Below are 19,889 nucleotides of genomic sequence, written 5' to 3' on the forward strand. Positions count from 1 at the left end.
TACTTCTAAAATATAATAAATGATACGGAATTCAATTACCGTAAAATTTAAGAAGGGTCAGACCCTAATTAGGATCTGACCCTTCTCTCAATATGGAATGTACTCGTCTATGGATTCATCATAGTAATACCACATACCATCATAACTTTCATAGTAAGTCCACGCATCTAATGATTCATCATAGAAATACCACTGGTCTTCAATTGCATCGTAATAACTCCATTCACCAGTCTCTTCGTCGTAATACATATTTTCATCACTATAGCCGTCTTGTGGCAAATTTTCTTCAATGTTTTCTTCAGATTCTTGGTTAGATTCTTCTTCAAAGGAATCATTGTATTCCTTTTCGTACCAGTCTTCGTAATAGGATCCATCCTCACCAAAGTATTCCCAAAGGGCATCTCCAAACTCTGACCAGTATTCTTCATAACCAAATTCCCAGTAATTATAGTAATCTTCATCTTCCGAGTACTCTCCACCATCAAAATATCCACCACTCCAGGAGTTATCATAGGTACCACCGTAATACTGGGCAAGGACATCCTCTTCACTCATTGGCTCGCTTAGCCATGATTCAATAAGAGAATGAACCGTGTATAGTGGAATGCTAAACCCAATAGTAGCATCTTCAAGACTTTCAGCTGAGTTAATCGCAACAATTTTTTCAGAAGTCTTTGAGATTAGTGGGCCACCGCTACTTCCAGGTGAAATAGGTGCAGAGATTTGATATAAGTTTTCATACACATACGGATCTATGACAAAACTACGATTTTTCCCTGTTATATATCCCATTGTAGCAGTATTTTCTAACCCTAATGGACTACCGAGCGCAATAATTTCCTCGCCAATTTTAGCAGAGTCCGAGAATTCTAAGTCGAAAGGTTCGACACCTACTAAATCTGGCACTTGGATTATAGCAACATCGGTCTCATTTGAATAACCAATTACCGTTCCTGGATACTCATTGCCGTTAATCGTTTTTACGTACACTTGGGTCTCGCCTTCCACTACATGGGCATTTGTAATAACCGCACCGTTATTATTATATAAGAAGCCAGAACCTTGACTATATTGGGTGAATACTGTATAAACCGTTTCTTGAGCGGAAGCAATAATGTCGGTAAGTTCCCGCTTTTGTTCGTCCTGTAATTCTTGCTTTTCATTTATAGGGGTAGTAGCCTCCACTACTTCCTCTGGCTCCCCTTGTTCCTTTTCTTGTCGCTGGGTAGCTGGTTCATCTTTAACAAAACCACTTGGAACATTGGAGTAGACCGTTGTTACAATAAAAATACTCAGACCAATAGCACCAAATAAAAGCAAGGATAAAATGATAATGGTAAAAGGACTTAGTTTTTGTTTATGTGATTGTTTCGCACCACAATAAGGGCAGAAATTTGAGTTTGGCCGTCTCTCTTTACCACAAGATTGACAGTACATAATCGAACTCCTTCTTTCTAGATGTAGATACTACTATTATATCACGATAGCTAGGGTCTTAAGCCTGCTATTTTTGTAGATGGGTAGATTCAAGGATTATTAGAATTGAAAAGATAGACCTGAAATTGGAGAGAGCATGAGCCCGAATTGAAATAAGATAGTCCCGGTAATGAAGAGCATGAGCCCGAATTGAAATAAGATAGTCCCGGTAATGAAGAGCATGGGCCCGAATTGAAGTAAGATAGTCTCGGTAATGGAGAACATGAGCCCAAAATGAGATAGGTTAGACCCGAGAAAGGAGAGCTTGAGCCCAATATGAAATAGGATAAACCCGATAAAGGAGAGCATGAGCCCGAATTGAAATAAGATAGTCCCATGCTTGGAGAACATGAGCCCAAAATGAAATAGGATAGTCCCGTCCATGAAGAACATGTTCCCGGTTTAAAAAACAAATAGTCCCAATTCGTGGAAAGATGTACCCTTTGCCAAAACAAGTGCCTTCAATTCTAAATTAAATACACACAAGATAACTTGTAAGTTATAGAAACTGGGGCATCAATTTACAATTTATAACCTGTCCTACTCTTAAACCGTTTTAAAATAACCGAGCTCTCCACACGTGTAATCCCTTCTACTGAATAAAGTTCTTCATTAATAAATGTCTCAAGGTTCTGAAAGTCCTCAACTAAAACATGCATATGTAACGTACTTGGGCCAGTCATTTGATAAATACTTGCCACATTTGGATTGTCGGCTAGGTTTTGTGCAACAGTCTGTAATTGTCTGGGTTCTACATCAACTTCAAAAAACGCTGATACCTTTTTCCCCATCTTTTCTGAATTAATAACTACAGAAAATTTTTCAATAATCCCTTTATCCTTAAGGCTTTGAATTCTATCCTTAACAGCGACCCGTGATAAACCTACTTTTTCTGCAAGTTCTACATAGGACAAGCGCCCATCTTCCATTAATAGGGATAATAACTTTTTATCAATTTCATCGTATTTCATGTAAAGTAACCACCTAGAAAATATTTTGATAACATTATAGTAGAATAATTAACAAAATGAAAGTTAATGTTACATATAATGTTGATTAAGAAAGTGAATTAAATGCCAAACTTAATTTTTGAAGTTTCATAGTTTGACAGATTAATTTTTATTTCGTAATATGAAATATAATTTCGAACATTAACAGGGGAGGCTATGTTATGGTCACATTTAATCATCAATCATACCCATACGCAAATACTAGACATTCTACATATGGAAAAAATGGGATGGTGGCAACTTCTCAGCCACTTGCGGCACAGGCAGGTCTTGAAATCTTAAAGAAAGGTGGAAATGCGATTGACGCTGCTATTGCAACAGCTGCTTGTTTAACAGTTGTAGAACCAACTTCAAATGGAATCGGTGGAGATGCTTTTGCACTTGTTTGGACAAAAGGCGAACTTCATGGATTAAATGCTAGTGGGAAATCACCGAAAAGCATCTCAATTGATGCTGTTAAAGAATCAGGTCATGAAGAAATCCCAACTCATGGGTGGATTCCTGTTACGGTTCCTGGTGTTCCGGGAGCATGGGCTGAGTTGTCCGAACGATTTGGTAAGCTTCCTCTGGAAGAAGTGTTAGAACCAGCGATTCGTTATGCTGAAGAAGGATATCCGGTTTCTCCGACATTAGGGAAGTACTGGAACTTTGCTTTTAATGCTTATAAGCAAAGACTTACAGATGATTTGTATAAGCATTGGTTTGAAACATTTGCTCCTAATGGTAGAGCACCAAAAGTAGGGGAGGTTTGGTCCTCACAAGGGCATGCGTCCACACTTCGCTCCATTGCAAAAACAAAAGCAGAATCATTTTATCGTGGGGAATTAGCCGAAAAAATTGCTAAATTCTCGCAAGATACTGGTGGTTATTTATCTGCTGAAGATCTTGCAGATTTCAAGCCGGAATGGGTAAAGCCAATTAATGTTAACTACCGAGGCTATGATGTATGGGAAATTCCTCCTAACGGTCAAGGAATTGTAGCCTTACAAGCTTTAAACATACTAAAAGGCTTTGATTTTCCAGAGAAAGAATCTGTTGATATGTACCATAAACAAATTGAGGCAATTAAATTAGCCTTTGCCGATGCACAAAAATTTGTAACAGATGAAGCACATATGAACGTAACTTCTGAACAGATACTAAGTGAAGAATATGCGGAAAAACGAAGAAACTTAATTGGTGAGGAAGCCCTCCTTCCAGAAGCAGGTGATCCAAGTTTAAGTGGTACAGTTTACCTTGCTGCAGCAGACGGTGAAGGTAATATGATTTCGTATATTCAGAGTAATTATATGGGATTTGGTTCTGGTATTGTCGTTCCAGGTACGGGAATTGCACTACAAAATCGTGGACATAACTTCTCCATGGATCCGGAACATGCTAATGCATTAGAAGGTGGGAAACGTACCTATCATACGATTATCCCAGGATTCATGACGAAAGGTGACCAACCTGTAGGACCATTTGGTGTAATGGGTGGATTTATGCAGCCACAAGGACATGTGCAAGTGGTTATGAATACAGTTGATTTTGGCTTGAATCCTCAAGCCGCTTTAGATGCACCACGTTGGCAATGGATGAAGGAAAAGCAAGTAGAAGTAGAAAACCGTTTTCCACATCATTTAGCACAAGGTTTGGCAGCCAAAGGGCATCATATAAAAATAGCACTGGAACCTAATAGCTTTGGTCGTGGCCAAATTATTTGGCGTGATCCTGAGACTGGTGTATTAATTGGTGGTACAGAATCAAGAACAGATGGCTCGGTAGCAGCTTGGTAAAAGTTAACGGAAAGGTTGATAGACATTAAATGAAGACTCAATGGCATTTATTTTTAGCTTTTTTCCGTGTGGGAATATTAGGCTATGGTGGAGGGCCTGCTTCCATTCCACTTGTTCATAAAGAAGTAGTGGGGACATATAAGTGGATGACGGATGAGGATTTCGGCGATATGCTAGCATTAGCTAATACGCTTCCAGGTCCAATTGCTACTAAGCTTGCTGGATATATCGGTTATCGGGTATCTGGTGTAATCGGAATGTTAAATGCGCTTATTGCATCAGTATTACCGACGGTCGTTTTATTAATTATTCTTTTAACTACCCTATCATCATTTAAAGATATTGACTGGGTGAAGGGGATGACGGCTGCTGTTATTCCAGTTGTTGGGATGATGATGGTAACACTGACTTGGCAATTTTTCGATAAAGCGAGACAAGGAATGGGATGGGTCCAAACGGTTTTAATGACCCTAGGCGCCTTTTTATTCTTACATGTATTAGGTGTTCACCCTGGCATAATAATTGCAGTCTTAATTATCACAGCACTACTAATTCGTGATAAAAAGCGTGACAAAGGGGGGGATAGCTAATGCTTCTAACCTATTGGCAAATCTTCTTAGCATTTTTTATACCTGGGATTCTTGGATACGGTGGTGGACCTGCTTCCATTCCACTCGTGGAGAATGAGGTTGTTGGTCGATATGAATGGATGTCTGTCCAAGAATTTAGTGAGGTCCTAGCGGTTGCGAATTCTTTACCTGGACCGATTGCAACCAAGATGGCTGGATATATTGGTTATGAGGTAGGCGGGGTACTAGGTGCAGTAATTGGTGTATTTGCTACCGTTGCCCCATCATTGATCATTATGGTCGCGTTACTTGGCTTATTATATAAATTTAAAGATTCTCCAAAAGTGAAACGAATTACATTATATGTACGTCCTGTTATTGCAATTCTGTTGGGGTTAATGGCGTGGAGATTTTTCTTTGAATCATATGAAGGTATTGGCTTGTTACATACAGCTATTATAGGGATAACAAGCTACTTGTTAATTGAACGGATTAAAGTCCACCCTGCATTTGTCATACTCGGTGCATTTGTCTATGGCGGTTTATTGTTATAATTAAAACTACGTATTCCAGTGGAATACGTAGTTTTTACATGATGTTAAGTATGCTTAAGTAGGCCAAAAAGATGATGAGTAAGATTCTCAAGATGTTTTATTAGGCGTAAGTGGCCAAATAAGATGATGAGTAAGATTCTCAAGATGTTTTTTAGTATAGGAAAGTAAAAGAAGATGACGAGCGAGCCTCTCATAATGTTTTTGAACAATAAATACAAAAAAACAGTTGAGAAACCCTATCTAAATATACTACTCCACCAATCCTAACTCCTTCAGCCCATAATAAACCCCTGCATCAGAAACGGTCTTCGTTTTATATTTAGCATATTGAAAGACTTCAGGATTTGCATTACCCATAGCAAAGCTTGTCCCTACTGTCTCGAACATTTCTTTATCATTCATTCCATCTCCGAAAGCTATTGCAGTATCTGTTGGAAGGTTTAAGTGATTTAAAGCTATTTTAACAGCTTCTCCTTTGTTTACAGATTTGCGAATAACATCATAACAATCCTCTGCACCGTTAACATTTACTTGTGAAAGCCTAATATCCTCATCAATATTATATAAATGGACTTCTTCCGATTTTACGTTTACTAAGGTAGCGCCTAAAACATATTCAACCATATCATCTTGAATTAGTTTAAGGTTAGACAGTGAAAACATTTCGGCAAATTCATCTAACTGTTTCGAGTGTAGTGATAAAACGTAATTATGCTTGCTTGTATATAAAACTAAATCATGTCCATTTTCTTTAGCAATCTCTATATAACTTCTCACAATCGATGCATCCATTGGGGCATCTAAAATATTTTTACCCTGATAAACAGCATAGGCACCATTATAGCCTATGAAGGAATCAATATTTAAATCTAGAGCAAGATCACTTAGTTCATGTGCAGGTCTACCTGTTGCTAGAAAAACTGTGATACCTTTATCTTGTACTTGTTTGATTGCATGTTTTGTCTTTGGATGATACGTGTGGTTAGGCATTAAAATAGTTCCGTCAATATCTAGAAATAAAACTTTATATGTCATGTCAATCTCCTCTATATGTAATGATGAGTTTAGTGTATCATATAAATATGAAAGAATCGAAAGCCGATTGTAAAGATTTATCATTGTAATACTTTTTTAATATCTTTTATAATAGGGATAACTTATTACCAATTTTATTCTCATAAGGTAGGAGATTTAGTTTGATTATACGAAAACTATTAAAAGATGAAGTTCCTCCAATTGATTTATTACTACTTGCGGATCCGTCAGAAGAAATGATCATGGGCTATTTACAGCGTGGAGATTGCTATGTAGGTGAGATTGATACCGAAGTAGTAGGAGTTTTTGTTCTACTTCCAACTAGACCAGGAACGATGGAGATAGTGAACGTTGCTGTGTCAAAAGAATACCAAGGTAAAGGAATTGGGAAAAAGCTTATTCAAGATGCAATTGAAAAGGCAAGAATAGCTGGATATAATGCAATTGAAATTGGTACTGGTAACTCCAGTATTAACCAATTAGCACTTTATCAAAAATGTGGATTTCGAATTTTTGCCATCGATTCGGACTTTTTTATCCGCAATTATTCCGAAGAAATCTACGAATATGGTATTCAATGTAGAGATATGGTGCGACTAAAATTAGATTTATAGAATGAAATCATAAGAAAACCGGAGAATAAATTATCTCCGGTTTTACTATTTATAAAGCTTTATCATCAACACTATCTAACCATGCTTCAATTGCTTGAACAGTTGATTTAACTGTTCCTTCCTCAAATGGCGATTTTAAGTTTGCGGCTTCCACTAAACCTAAGAATGGTTTAGAACCACCTAATTTACAAAGGTTTAAATAATCATTCCATGCTTCTTCGCGATTCTCTCTTGAACGCTTCCAGAATTGGAATGCACAGATTTGAGCTAGTGTGTAATCAATATAGTAGAATGGTGAACCATAAATATGGCCTTGACGCTGCCAAATAGCACCTGACCCCCAGTAAGGAATATCATCATAATCACGATGTGGTAAATATTTTTCTTCGACTTTTTTCCAAGCAGCTTTTCTGTCTTCCGGTGTCCAGTCTGGATTCTCATAAACTAAATGTTGGAACTCATCAACGGCTACTCCATATGGTAAGAAGGTTAGTCCGCTACCTAGATGAGAATATTTATATTTGTCTGTATCTTCTTGGAAGAACAATTCCATCCACGGCCAAGTAAAGAATTCCATACTCATCGAATGAATCTCCGCAGATTCGTAAGTTGGCCAAACGTATTCAGGGATTCCAATACTACGACTTTGGTAAACTTGGAATGCATGACCAGCTTCGTGCGTTAAAACGTCAATATCACCAGAAGTTCCATTAAAGTTTGAGAATATAAATGGTGATTCATAATCCTCGATGAAGGTACAGTAACCACCAGATTCTTTTCCTTTTTTCGCTACAAGGTCCATCAAATTACGTTCAATCATAAAATTGAAAAATTCATTCGTCTCTGGAGAAAGTTCTTCATACATTTTCTTACCATTTTCAATAATCCACTCTGGAGAACCTTTTGGCGTCGCATTTCCTGTTTTGTATTGGAAGTTTTCATCATAAAATTTCAATGAATCAATTCCGATACGCTCCGCTTGTTTTTTATAAAGCTTCGATACAAGGGGAACGATATACTCTTGAACTTGTTTACGATAATTAGCAACCATTTCTGCATTATAATCAATACGCATCATGCGAACATAACCTAGTTCTACAAAGTTTTTATACCCTAAAGTTGTCGCAATTTCATGACGTACCTTAACTAATTGATCATAGATGTCATCGAATTTTTCCGCGTTTGCTTCAAAAAATCCACTAGAAGCGGAAGCAGCTTTCTTACGTACGTCACGGTCTTTATCCTGTAAGAATGGTCCAAGTTGAGCTAACGTATATGTCTCACCATTGAATTCTACTTCTGCAGATGCAACTAATTTAGAGTAATCAGAAGTCAGTTTATTTTCTTTTTGCAACAACTCTATTACTTCAGGAGCAAAGCCCTTTATGGAGTAATCCGCGATTTCAAATAGCTGTGATCCCCATTTTTTCTCCAAGTCTTCACGAAATGGAGTCTTTACTAATTCCTTGTAAAAATCAGTGTTTAGCTTTTGAACTTCAGGTGAAATCTCGTCCCAATAATCACGTTCTTCTTGATAATATTCATCATTTGTATCAATCGAAGCACGAACATAAACTAGATTAAATAGTGTGGAGATATGATTTCGGAATTTGTTAATTTCTTCAATTGCATCATTCTGTTCCTCTACGGAAGAAGCATTTGTAAAAGCGTCTAGTAACTTAGCAAACTTTGCTTTTTCTTGTTCGAAATCAGGTCTTTCATATGTATAATTTTCAAATGTTAACAAGCGTATTCCCCCTTATATTTAGTGAAAAGATTCTATCCATTCTAGTTTACACTATTTTTGTGAAAAGTGAGATAAAGTTGGATGGAGAAAATGAAAATTTATTTGAAAGCTATTCAAGTATTAATTAGGGTGTTATGCTATTAAGATAAGAAATACCAAAGCGGAGGAGAAATACCAATGTTGGATAAGGCTATCCATTTACAATAGCTACTTTTATTACGGTAATTTATTGCATTAGCAATTTCATCTTTAGAAAAAACATTAGTATGAATTAAATAGAGCATATAACGCTAAGGATTCATAAACGAGAGCGTGTATATGCTCTTCAATTACCTAATAATTAAGCAGCGACTGTTTCGCGTTTATTTTCCGATTGATCAACGACGACACTTGCGGTTGCATCCCCCATAACATTAACTGCTGTTCGCATCATATCTAAAATACGGTCTATCCCTGCAATCAGTGCGATAGCCTCTAGCGGAAGGTTGACAGCAGCTAACGTCATCGTTAACATCACCATACCAGCACCTGGAACTCCCGCAGCCCCGATGGAAGCTAGTGTTGCAACTAGTGCGACGATGATAAGTTGACCAATGGAAAGAGACTGGCCAAAATACTGTGCGGTAAACATAACCGCAATACCTTGGTAAATAGCTGTACCGTCCATATTGATTGTTGCTCCTAGAGGTAAGACGAAGCTAGAAGTCTCCTTAGATACGCCAAGGTTTTCTTGCGTATTTTTCATCGTAACTGGAAGAGTTCCAGAACTACTACAAGTTGTAAATGCAACAGTAATAGCTGGAAGTATTCCTTTAAAAAATTGTATTGGATTCATCTTTCCAAGCATTTTTAAAGAAATGGTGTAAATAACTGCGATGTGAATAAGACATGCTAATAGTACTGCAACAATTAACTTCATTAATGGCATTAATACATCAAGTCCATACTCTCCTACAATAGGAGCAAGTAAACCAAAAATACCAAGTGGTACTAACTTCATAACGACAGCAGTAATTTTGTACATTACTTCAGCAAGTCCATCAAAGAATCGCTTAACGGGTACTGCTTTATCACCTACTAATGTAATTCCAAGTCCTAAAAAGATGGCGAAGAAGATAATTTGTAAAACGTTTGCAGTTGCTAGAGATTCAATAGGGTTTGTTGGAATAATATTAAGTAGGGTATCAATTACACTTTGTGTTTCGCCAGAAGGGATGTTCTCCTCCTCTATGCTAACGTTAACACCTGTACCAGGGGATAAAATTATCGCTACAAGTAGTCCAATTGTAACGGCGAAAAAACTAGTAGCAAGGTAAAAGGAAATCGTTTTACCACCAAGCCTTCCAAGTTTTTTCATACTACCAGCACTTGTAATACCAACGATAATTGTCGATAAAATTAATGGAACAATTATGAATTTAATAAGACGTAAGAATAAATCTCCAAGTGGCTGCACATATGTAGCACTATCTCCGAATATCACTCCAACAATAATCGCTAAAACAAGGGCTATGAGAATTTGCCATAAAAAACTCTTTTTCATAAATAAAACTCCTTTCTTTTGGTAAGCTAATCATAACTACCTTTAATATAACTTGAGAAATAGTTTTAAACAAACTATTTCTTATAACTATTCGAATTTTTGTGAAAATATATTAGTGTCTCAAAAAAAATTTGATATACTAATATAAATGATGATGTAAAGCGAGGTGTAATCATGTTAGTTGAAACCATTATAACAATTGGTTCCATCCTGTCTATTGCTGGTATAATATTAGGGTTTATTTTTCTGAAGATTTATGGTGGAGAGGGATATTCCGCTTATTATCCTAGTGCTTTACTAGCTTTAGCTGGAATTGTACTTGCTTGTGCTTCTGCTCCACTAAATGAAATGATTATGGATGTTGGTCTAGGAGGTTGGGCAATAGCAGCATTATTTGCAGCAGGAATTAGCTTTATTGTAACGAGCGTTAGTCATGCTTATCAAATTCACGATGTAGCTTAATTAAAAGTAAAAAACAATCGCTCAGACAGGTTTTGAGCGATTGTTTTTTACATAGGCTATTTTAAATAAGTTTTACCTTCTCGTTGTTCAATTTTACCTTCTTTCATCAATTTACCTAATGCACGTTTAAAGGCAGCTTTACTAATATTAAATGTCCCTCGAATATCCTCAGGGTCGCTTTTATCGCTAAATGGAATGACGCCATCATGCTCTTGTAAGTGTTCTAAAATCAAATCAGCATCTTCCACCATACCATGCTGTTTTAATGGGCGAAGGGAAACATTTAAAGTCCCGTCAAAACGTACCTCGATGACCCGGGCTTGAACAAGCTCTCCTAAACGTGGTTCAGTCTTTCGTTCAGTATGATGAATAAACCCACGATAATGTTCTTCGGTAATTATGGTCGAACCTTCTCTACTCGTATGATAAACCCTTCCAGTTACGGTTTGATTTAGCAATGATTCTGGAGCATGCTCGAATTCACGTTGAATGACACCTTCTGTTGCTGGAATAGCAAGTAGTCTTCCTTTTCGGTCCTTCCCAAGTGTTACGAACAGCATGTCATCTTCTTTTGGCCAAACACTTTCAAATAGGGGAAGGTCATCCTTTGAAACGAGAAATTCTTTAGTAGTACCAATATCTACAAAAACTCCTAAATTAGGAAGAACATCCACTACTTTGGCCCATCCGTACTCGTCCATAACTACTTGCGGAAGCTTAGTAGTTGCTGTTAAATTTCCTTTTTTATCTTGATATAAGAAAACACTCACTTCATCTTCAACTTCTAATTCTCCATCTGTCTCATTATGGTGTAAAAGTGCTTCTGTCAAGTTCTTTTTCAAAACATAACCACTTTCAATTTTTCGATCAACAATCATGGTTTGAATTGTACCTATTTCCATCAACTTGAACCCTCTTTCTTAATATGTATTGGAAAAGGGATACCCAAGTATAGGGTACCCCTTATATTTCTAAAGTAACACATCGTTTTTTTATATTTTATCCCAATATAAATTGGGTGGGAAATTCAATAATTAGTTTGGGTTATCTATTGTTGTCTTATTCGGTAACGGTACCGAATTTTTTAGAATTTCACTTTAACCGCGGTAAATTTTCCACTGGATTGTGATTTAGCTATTGCCAAAGATTGAAATCAATCCGATGTCTTCTAACTTAAGCAACGTAAGCCCTACCTGCTCTTACGTCCTTGCGACCCCTTAGTCGCGCCAGTGTGAATAAGCATCAACAAAAACATTGTAGAATGCCAGATTCGTATGTCACTTTAGTAACTTATTAATTATCGCATGGGTTGGGGTTTTTGTCAAATTGATTAGATACTCGGCACGAATTGTATTTAAATATAAACAATCGATCATAGGAATTTTATAGAAAAGGTAAAAAATAAAATTTAAAAAAAGTATTGTAAAGCGTTTACATTTATTTTATACTTGTCCTAAATCGGTTTAGTAAATCGGTTTAGTGGAATTTTAGTAATTAAAAGAAGTAGGAGCATACTAATGAAGGTAACAATTACAGATGTAGCAAGATATGCTGGGGTCTCAAAGAGTACCGTTTCCCAGTACTTAAATAAACGTTATGATTATATGGCTGAAAAGACGAAAATTAAGATCGAACAAGCAATTAAGGAATTAGGCTATCATCCAAACATTGTTGCTAGAAGTTTAAAGCAAAAGTCAACTACAACAATCGGGGTTATAACAGCAAATATTCTTCATGTCTTTTCAACCCAAGTCATACGTGCCATCGAGGATTTTTGTAATGAATTGGATTTCCATGTTATTGTCTGTAATGCAGATGATGACCCTGAAAAAGAAAAGAAATACATTGATATGCTTCGGGCAAAACAAGTTGATGGAATTATTATTTTTCCGACTGGTGGAAACGTTCCGACATATGAACAAATGATAAAAGAAGAGTTCCCCATAGTTTTTGTTGACCGCTATGTACCGGGGATTATGGGAAGTGCTATTTTACTAGATAATATGAAAGCGGCAACATTAGCAGTTAACGAGTTTACAAGAAAGGGATATGACAGAATTGCTATTATAATGCCGGAGAAGGCAGATAGCATTACACCTAGGATGGAACGGATAAATGGTTATAAAGAAGCCTTACTAGACAATGGGCTAGCAGTAAATCCTTCTTATATCCAGAGCCTAGAAGTTAAAAATATGAAAAAAGGGCTAGAAGAAATGCTAGCTTTACCTGAACCCCCAAATGCAATTATTGCTGGAAATGACTTAACACTCTATGAAGTTCTGAGCTACACAAAAGAAAAAGGAATAACTATACCTGATGAATTAGCAATTATTGCAATTGATGATGTTCCCTTTGCAAATATCTATTACCCAGAAATTACATCGATTGTTCAACCTGCATTTGAAATGGGGACAAAGGCAGCGAATCTATTATTTGAAAAAATAAACAACCATTCCATACCAAACGAGGAAGTATTTCGTTTTGAACCAAAATTAATAGTACGTTCTTCCTGTTAGTAATAAGAATGAAGAAAGCAAAAAAGGAGTTCTAATTAATGAAAGAAATAATTAAAGCGGTTTCAATAGAAATTTCTGAAGTATTAGAGCGAGTCAATGAAAAAGAGGTAGTTAAGTTACATGATATGATTACGTCTGCAAATCGTATTTTTATCGCAGGTACGGGTCGTTCTGGACTAATTGGAAAAGTATTTGGAATGCGTTTGATGCATAATGGCTTCAATGTATTTATTGTTGGTGAAACAACAACTCCAAGCATTGGGAAAGGAGATATGCTCCTACTTGTTTCCGGATCAGGAAATACAGCAACTCTTGTTAATTTTGCAATGAAGGCTAATGAAGTTGGTGCAAATCTTGCATTAGTAACAACCAATCCAAAATCCAAAATTGGAGAACTAGCTGACTGCATTGTCAACATTCCAGCAGCTACTAAGAAGCGTTCTCCAGAGGAACCGAAAACTATCCAGCCACTTGGTAGTCAATTTGATCAATCAGCACATTTGCTACTAGACGCATTAATCGTTTATAACATGAAAATTAACAAGGACAAAGATAATAACCAATTGAAAAGTAGACATGCCAATTTGGAATAGAGGAAAGGAAGGGTTGCTATGAATACATTAAATAGATTAAAGAAAAATCCAATTGTAGCAGTAATTCGGAAAGCGGATGAAAAGAATATCATCCCTATTATTAGAGCATTATCCTTAGGTGGAGTAAAGTCTGTTGAAATAACTGCAGAAACCCCGAGAGTAACTAACTTAATTGAAATGGCGGCAGCTGAATTTGAAGAGGATGTCTTAGTAGGTGTAGGAACAGTTTTAGATCCCGAAACTGCAAGAGCATCCATTATTGCCGGGGCACAGTTCATTGTTTCTCCAACAGTAAATGTAGATACAATTCGTCTAACTAGTCGTTACGGTGTATTAAATATTGCAGGTGCTTTAACTCCAACAGAAATTTTAACCGCTTTTGAAAGCGGTGCCAATATAGTGAAGGTTTTTCCTGCAAATGTATTTGGACCAGATTATATCAAAAATATTCATGGTCCATTGCCTCATATACCGTTAATGGTAACTGGAGGCATCACGTTGGAAAATATGAATGATTATTTTACTAAAGGGGGTGTCGCTGTAGGGATAGGAAGCAATTTGGTTAATGTAAGCAAATTAATAACTGATGAAGATTACCAACAGTTAACGAGTACAGCAAGGCAGTATGTAAACAAATACAAGGAATTAAATTAGTGTAACCATAAAATTATTAGTGGGGGTTAAGTCGAATGACTAAGAATATTAAATTTATTTCATTGATATTAGCATTTATAACATTTACAGTGTTGGCTGCTTGTGGAAATGATGACAGTTCAGATTCATCTAATGAAGATGGCAAAATCAAAATTATAGCGGCACATAACCAGACAGATCAAGAAAATCCTTATCAGGCAGGTTTACTAAAGTTTAAAGAAGTAGCTGAGGCTGAATCTAACGGTAACATTGAAGTAGAAGTTCATGCTGGAACAATAGGTACAGAAGAATCAGAACTAGTTGAAAAACTTAAACTTGGTGCAGCTGACGTAGTACTTGTATCACCTGGCTTTATGACCTCAACAGGTATTAAAGAAGTTGATTTATTTGCTCTGCCGTATTTATTTGAAAGCTATGATCACTGGGAAAAAGTAGTAGACGGTGAAGTTGGTCAAGAGATGGCTGATATTATCAATAACCAATCAAACAATGACTTTAAATTACTAGGCTATTGGTCTGCAGGTGTTCGTCATTATTACGGAAGCAAGCCACTTAATGCAATGGAAGATTTAAAAGGGATGACAATAAGAACACAAACATCTGGAGTTGTTGCTGATTATTGGAAACAGGCTGGTGCTGTACCAACCGACGTAGCATGGGGTGAACTATATCAAGCTTTACAGCAAGATGTTGTTGAATCAGCAGAAAATGCATATCCATATTTTGTACAACAGAATCACCATACTACAAAGAATGGTAAGTACATTACAGAAACAGGACATGACTATACAACTAGATTTTTACTTGTAAATGGTAATAAATTTGATTCCTTAACGGAAGAACAACAAAATATAATTCTTGAAGCAGCAGAAGCGTCTATCGAAGCTGAAAGAGAAGCAGTTTATAAACAAGAGGAAGAGTATAAACAACAAGCAATAGATGCAGGTGCAGAAGTGAACGAAATCGATAGAACACCATTTATCGAATTGGCAAAACCACTACAAGATCAAGCAGCTAAGGATATAGGTGTAGAAGATCTATTAAAACAGATTAGAGAAACAAAATAATCTGGGATGTTTATTTAGCTAAAGGTTGGGGCACATATTGCTCCTCCCTTTAGTTTTAATAGGAGGAATACAATGAATCGCTTTATTAAGATACTTGAGAGAATACAGATAGCGATAGGGCTATTATTTTTATCCCTCTTCTTTATCGTAATATTGTATCAAATTGCCACAAGGCATTTAGGTATTTCAGCCACTTGGACTGTGGAAATGGCAACAAATTCATTTATATGGGCAACGTTTATGGGTGCGGCCATCATGGTAAATCGTAGAGAACACTTCAATTTTGATATTCTTCTGAAAAAACTTACAGGTAAAAAGAAAATTACGTTAACCATCTTTAATGATTTGATCCTCATTCTATTTAACATCGCATTATTCATTTATGGAATCAAAGTTTGTCAACAGTTCTGGAATTATAATTGGACATCAATTCCGGAATTGAAAATGGGTTATGTATGGATTGCTATCCCTATTATGGGGGGCACGATGGTTATATATTCCGTTAGCCATATTATTAACCATTTGAAAGCATGGAAGGGAGGGCAAGCGTAATGGGATTTATTCTTTTAGGTTTATTTCTTGTATTAATGATCATTGGTATACCGATAGCATTTGTTATTGGGATTGTTGCTTTAATTGGAATATTAAATATTCCATATGTTCCAGAAGTTACGGTTCCAATGAAAATGCTTAATGGTTTAGATTCTTTCGTTTTATTGGCAGTACCATTATTTATTTTGGCAGCCAACTTAATGAACTCTGGTAAAATATCAACGAAACTAATTGAACTTGCCCTTGCACTTGTTGGCCCAATTCGTGGTGGATTAGCCCATGCAAATATTTTGGTTTCCATGCTTTTTGCTGGCGTATCCGGTGCATCACAAGCCGATACTGCTGGTGTAGGGAAGATATTAATTCCTAGTATGAAGAAAAATGGCTATGATACAGAAACTGCCGTAGCTGTAACGGCAGCATCATCAACTGTTGGTGTTGTTATTCCGCCTAGTATCCCTATGATTATTTTTGCTGGTATTGCAAATGCATCAGTAGGTGCACTATTCTTAGGTGGGATTGTTCCTGGTATTTTAATTGGCCTTGGAATGATGTTGTTCATATATATTGTCGCTCTAAAACGAAATTATCCTAAAGCAAAACGTGCAGAGTTCCAGAAGATATTCAAGTTATTTTTAGAATCAGCTCCGGCTTTATTTACTATTGTTATTATTATTGGTGGGATTACTAGCGGATTTTTTACCGCTACAGAAGCTGCGGCAATTGCTTCGCTTTATACATTGTTAATCAGTATGTTTTATTATAAAACATTGAAGCTTCGCGATTTGCCGAAAATTTTATTTGATACATTGGCACTTAGTTCGTTATCTCTATTTGCCCTGGCAGCGGCAAGTGCTCTTGGTGAGTTAATGAGTTACTACCAACTAAGTACTATTGCACAGGAATTCTTTTCCAATAATATTGGCTCAACAGCAATGTTTATTCTTATTATAATTGTATTTTTCCTATTTATTGGTACATTTATGGATGCAATACCTGCTATGATTCTTTTTGTACCGGTAATCCTACCTACTGCAACAGCATTTGGTATAGAGCCAGTTCAATTAGGATTGATTGTTGTTATTACATTAGCAATAGGTCTTGTGACACCACCATACGGTTTATGTTTATTACTGGCATCGAAGATAGGTAACTTATCGATAGAGCGATCTTTTGCAGCAGTAATTCCATATATTGCCATAATACTAATTGTTCTATTGTTTATTGCCTTCTTCCCAGATATCGCATTCTTTATACCTAAATTAATTAATCCAGGTTTATTTTAGATAATATTGTGATATGGATGACTCCAGTATATTTGCTGGGGTCGTTTATTTAAAAAGTCTAAAAGGAGACACGAGATGGAACAAATAGATCTTTATAAGAAAGCAGCTGGTGAAAAGGCTGTGGAATATATTGAAAATGGTATGATACTTGGATTAGGATCCGGATCAACTGTCTATTGGATGATGAAAAAATTAGGGGAACTTGTACAAAAAGGCTTGGATATTAAAGGTGTCCCAACCTCTATCCGTACGGAAGGCTGGGCAAAAGAATTGGGTATACCTTTAGTAGACTTTTCAGTAGTCGAAAGAATAGATCTGGCTATTGATGGTGCAGATGAAATCGACTCTAATTTACAGCTTGCTAAAGGTGGAGGAGGTTCCCTTGTTAGGGAAAAAATAGTTGATGCTTTGGCAGAAAAATTAATAGTGATTGCAGATAAAACAAAAATGGTAGAAACGCTCGGGGCTTTTCCATTGCCAGTTGAGGTTGTTCCGTTTGGTTATCAGATTACAGCAAAACGAATTGCCAATCTAGGTGCGATTCCTAGGTTAAGAATGAAGGACGGTAATGTCTTTGTATCTAATAATGGAAATTATATTTTAGATTGTCAATTTACATCAATTGAATATCCAGAACAACTCCATAAACAAATCAAGGCACTTGTTGGGGTAGTGGAGACAGGATTGTTTTTAAATATGACTGATACTATTATTATCGGTAATGAAAAGGGAACAGAAATTATATCGAAAGAGCTTTAACATCAAAGACGTATTTATTGGGGGTACAAAAATGAATGATATCATTACAATAGGCGAAGCAATGATTGTATTCGACCCATCTGCATCCGGACCATTGAGATTTGTAAATAGTTTTGATAGAAAAATAGGTGGTGCTGAGTTAAATTTTGCAATAGGTTGTACAAGACTTGGTTTGAAAACAGGCTGGATTAGTCGATTAGGAAAAGATGAATTCGGTAAACATATCTTCAACTTTGCTAGAGGAGAAGGCATCGATGTATCACAAGTAAGCTTTATTGAAGGACACCCAACCTCATTGAACTTTAAGGAAATTATGGAAGATGGTTCTGTCCGAACATTTTATTACCGTGATAAATCACCGACCTTAACGATTACTCCTGAGGACTTGAAGGAGTCATATTTTAAAAATGCTAAAATACTTCATTTAACTGGTATATATCCAGCAATTAATCCAGTAAATAGACAAGTTTTTGAAAAAGCCATCGAATTGGCTAAAAAGTATAATTTAAAAATTTCCTTTGATCCCAATATCCGTTTAAAATTGTGGAGCAAGGAAGAGGCAAGCAACTATTTATCAAAATTCCTGCCTCAAGTTGATATATTGCTTGCAGGTGATGAGGAGATGGAAATTATCTGGGGTATTAAAGACCCAGAAGCAATAATTAATAAGGCAAAGGAAATTGGCATATCTTATATTGCAATAAAACAAGGGGAAGAGGGTTCTGTTGGCTATTATAATGGTGAAATGGTGACAGTCCCGGCGATGAAAGCGAAGAAAGTGGTTGACACTGTTGGTGCTGGTGATGGGTTTAACGCTGGGGTTATTTATGGTTTTATAAATGGTTGGACATTAAGGAAGTCACTCGAACTTGGCAATACTGTCGGTTCAATGGTTGTTGGTATTAAAGGAGATAATGATGGTCTCCCTTATATGGAAGATGTAAAAATTCGTCTAGGTGAAAAAGAAAATATTGAAAGATAAGTGAGGTGCAATGGACATGAATTTACAATTAGCATTAGATCGATTAACAAGAGAAGAATGCCTTCATATTATTGATGAAACAAGAGGGTCCATAGATTGGATTGAAGTAGGCACAAGTGTTATCAAAGAATATGGAATGGATATTGTCCGCGAAATTAAAGAAAGATATCCTGAGAAACTAATTGTTACGGATATGAAGACTATGGATGCAGGAGGTCATGAGGCTATTCAAGCTTTTAAAGCGGGAGCAGATATTACAACAGTAATGGCTTTATCTTCAAATCTAACTATATTAGATTCTATCGAAGTAGCAAAAGAATATGGTACACGCATTATGGTAGACCTACTAGAGGTATCAAATCATGAACGTATTAAGGAACTTGAAAAACTTGGTGTTGACTTAGTAAGTATTCATATTGGAAAAGATAAGCAACGCGAGGGTAAATTTGATGTAAAGCATTTTTCCCTTGTAGAAAATTGTGACTTTGAAGTGACAGTTGCCGGTGGTATAGACCTAAATACACTTCCAGATGTGTTGGCAAAAGGTCCAGACACTTTGATAGTAGGAAGTGCAATAACAAAAGCAAAAAATCCAGCTGAAGTCGCAGCGAAAATGAAAATAATGATGAATGATGCTTCAAGAAACTAATTAATGTATAAACTACTGTTTTTCTATCGTTACGTGAAAAACAGTA

At 36.4% G+C, this 19,889-nt stretch carries 20 protein-coding genes; 14 read left to right on the forward strand and 6 right to left on the reverse strand.

The genetic code is table 11. The features are described from left to right. Nucleotides 1–87: 87 nt before the first annotated feature. Together AB1K81_RS12710 and AB1K81_RS12715 are read right to left on the reverse strand one after the other, a co-directional pair. On the reverse strand, nt 88–1,437 hold the full coding sequence (locus AB1K81_RS12710) for a trypsin-like peptidase domain-containing protein (RefSeq protein WP_412977024.1): 1,350 nt from the start codon (nt 1,435–1,437) through the stop codon (nt 88–90). Between the two features lie 560 nt (nt 1,438–1,997). Continuing rightward, a complete protein-coding gene (locus tag AB1K81_RS12715) occupies nt 1,998–2,447 on the reverse strand; it encodes an Lrp/AsnC family transcriptional regulator (RefSeq protein ID WP_412977025.1) in 450 nt (149 codons plus the stop codon). Between the two features lie 200 nt (nt 2,448–2,647). On the opposite strand from AB1K81_RS12715, the gene ggt reads away from it, so the two are divergent. Genes ggt through AB1K81_RS12730 form a run of 3 tightly spaced genes read left to right on the forward strand, consistent with a single transcriptional unit; the run spans nt 2,648 to nt 5,384 of the window. Then, nucleotides 2,648–4,261 carry a gamma-glutamyltransferase gene (ggt, locus tag AB1K81_RS12720; protein WP_412977026.1) on the forward strand — a complete coding sequence of 538 codons (1,614 nt, stop codon included), beginning with the start codon at nt 2,648–2,650 and terminating at the stop codon, nt 4,259–4,261. Nucleotides 4,262–4,290: 29 nt separating this feature from the next. After that, nucleotides 4,291–4,851 (forward strand): chromate transporter, encoded by a 561-nt coding sequence (locus AB1K81_RS12725; RefSeq protein ID WP_412977027.1) that lies wholly within the window; start codon nt 4,291–4,293, stop codon nt 4,849–4,851. Next, nucleotides 4,851–5,384: a chromate transporter gene (locus AB1K81_RS12730; protein WP_412977028.1), complete on the forward strand. Its 534-nt coding sequence runs from the start codon at nt 4,851–4,853 to the stop codon at nt 5,382–5,384. The genes AB1K81_RS12725 and AB1K81_RS12730 overlap by 1 nt, the downstream gene beginning before the upstream one ends. A 249-nt stretch (nt 5,385–5,633) precedes the next feature. Here the strand turns inward: AB1K81_RS12730 and AB1K81_RS12735 are convergent, their stop codons facing one another. After that, a complete protein-coding gene (locus AB1K81_RS12735; RefSeq protein ID WP_412977029.1) occupies nt 5,634–6,419 on the reverse strand; it encodes an HAD family hydrolase in 786 nt (261 codons plus the stop codon). 161 nt (nt 6,420–6,580) lie between these two features. On the opposite strand from AB1K81_RS12735, the gene AB1K81_RS12740 reads away from it, so the two are divergent. Next, nucleotides 6,581–7,033 (forward strand): GNAT family N-acetyltransferase, encoded by a 453-nt coding sequence (locus AB1K81_RS12740; RefSeq protein ID WP_412977030.1) that lies wholly within the window; start codon nt 6,581–6,583, stop codon nt 7,031–7,033. Nucleotides 7,034–7,082: 49 nt separating this feature from the next. On the opposite strand, the gene AB1K81_RS12745 is transcribed toward AB1K81_RS12740, so the two are convergent. Together AB1K81_RS12745 and AB1K81_RS12750 are read right to left on the reverse strand one after the other, a co-directional pair. After that, on the reverse strand, nt 7,083–8,780 hold the full coding sequence (locus AB1K81_RS12745) for a M3 family oligoendopeptidase (RefSeq protein WP_412977031.1): 1,698 nt from the start codon (nt 8,778–8,780) through the stop codon (nt 7,083–7,085). 340 nt (nt 8,781–9,120) lie between these two features. Further along, entirely contained in the window at nt 9,121–10,323 is a 1,203-nt protein-coding gene (locus tag AB1K81_RS12750) for a dicarboxylate/amino acid:cation symporter (RefSeq protein ID WP_412977032.1), read from the reverse strand. 174 nt (nt 10,324–10,497) lie between these two features. Here AB1K81_RS12750 and AB1K81_RS12755 point away from each other — a divergent pair, with 174 nt between their 5' ends. After that, nucleotides 10,498–10,785, forward strand: a complete 288-nt coding sequence (locus AB1K81_RS12755) for a hypothetical protein (protein ID WP_412977033.1) — start codon at nt 10,498–10,500, stop codon at nt 10,783–10,785. A 56-nt stretch (nt 10,786–10,841) separates the two neighbouring features. On the opposite strand, the gene AB1K81_RS12760 is transcribed toward AB1K81_RS12755, so the two are convergent. Continuing rightward, complete coding sequence (locus tag AB1K81_RS12760) at nt 10,842–11,687, reverse strand: CvfB family protein (RefSeq protein ID WP_412977034.1); 846 nt, start codon at nt 11,685–11,687, stop codon at nt 10,842–10,844. A gap of 615 nt (nt 11,688–12,302) precedes the next feature. Here AB1K81_RS12760 and AB1K81_RS12765 point away from each other — a divergent pair. The 9 genes from AB1K81_RS12765 (at nt 12,303) to hxlA (ending at nt 19,843) form a co-directional block, all read left to right on the forward strand. Then, on the forward strand, nt 12,303–13,301 hold the full coding sequence (locus AB1K81_RS12765; protein ID WP_412977035.1) for a LacI family DNA-binding transcriptional regulator: 999 nt from the start codon (nt 12,303–12,305) through the stop codon (nt 13,299–13,301). Nucleotides 13,302–13,339: 38 nt separating this feature from the next. Further along, a complete protein-coding gene (gene hxlB, locus AB1K81_RS12770; protein ID WP_412977036.1) occupies nt 13,340–13,894 on the forward strand; it encodes a 6-phospho-3-hexuloisomerase in 555 nt (184 codons plus the stop codon). 18 nt (nt 13,895–13,912) lie between these two features. Continuing rightward, entirely contained in the window at nt 13,913–14,548 is a 636-nt protein-coding gene (locus tag AB1K81_RS12775) for a bifunctional 4-hydroxy-2-oxoglutarate aldolase/2-dehydro-3-deoxy-phosphogluconate aldolase (protein WP_412977037.1), read from the forward strand. A gap of 35 nt (nt 14,549–14,583) precedes the next feature. Continuing rightward, nucleotides 14,584–15,615: a TRAP transporter substrate-binding protein gene (locus tag AB1K81_RS12780; protein ID WP_412977038.1), complete on the forward strand. Its 1,032-nt coding sequence runs from the start codon at nt 14,584–14,586 to the stop codon at nt 15,613–15,615. A gap of 72 nt (nt 15,616–15,687) precedes the next feature. Next, entirely contained in the window at nt 15,688–16,167 is a 480-nt protein-coding gene (locus AB1K81_RS12785; protein ID WP_412977039.1) for a TRAP transporter small permease, read from the forward strand. Continuing rightward, on the forward strand, nt 16,167–17,453 hold the full coding sequence (locus AB1K81_RS12790; protein ID WP_412977040.1) for a TRAP transporter large permease: 1,287 nt from the start codon (nt 16,167–16,169) through the stop codon (nt 17,451–17,453). The genes AB1K81_RS12785 and AB1K81_RS12790 overlap by 1 nt, the downstream gene beginning before the upstream one ends. A gap of 75 nt (nt 17,454–17,528) precedes the next feature. Further along, a complete protein-coding gene (rpiA, locus tag AB1K81_RS12795; RefSeq protein WP_412977041.1) occupies nt 17,529–18,212 on the forward strand; it encodes a ribose-5-phosphate isomerase RpiA in 684 nt (227 codons plus the stop codon). A 31-nt stretch (nt 18,213–18,243) separates the two neighbouring features. Beyond that, nucleotides 18,244–19,194 (forward strand): sugar kinase, encoded by a 951-nt coding sequence (locus AB1K81_RS12800; RefSeq protein ID WP_412977042.1) that lies wholly within the window; start codon nt 18,244–18,246, stop codon nt 19,192–19,194. Between the two features lie 16 nt (nt 19,195–19,210). Continuing rightward, nucleotides 19,211–19,843: a 3-hexulose-6-phosphate synthase gene (hxlA, locus tag AB1K81_RS12805; RefSeq protein ID WP_412977043.1), complete on the forward strand. Its 633-nt coding sequence runs from the start codon at nt 19,211–19,213 to the stop codon at nt 19,841–19,843. The last annotated feature ends 46 nt before the right edge of the window (nt 19,844–19,889 follow it).

This window comes from Ornithinibacillus jepli, from assembly GCF_047228935.1.
In the GTDB taxonomy this organism is placed as follows: domain Bacteria; phylum Bacillota; class Bacilli; order Bacillales; family Amphibacillaceae; genus Ornithinibacillus.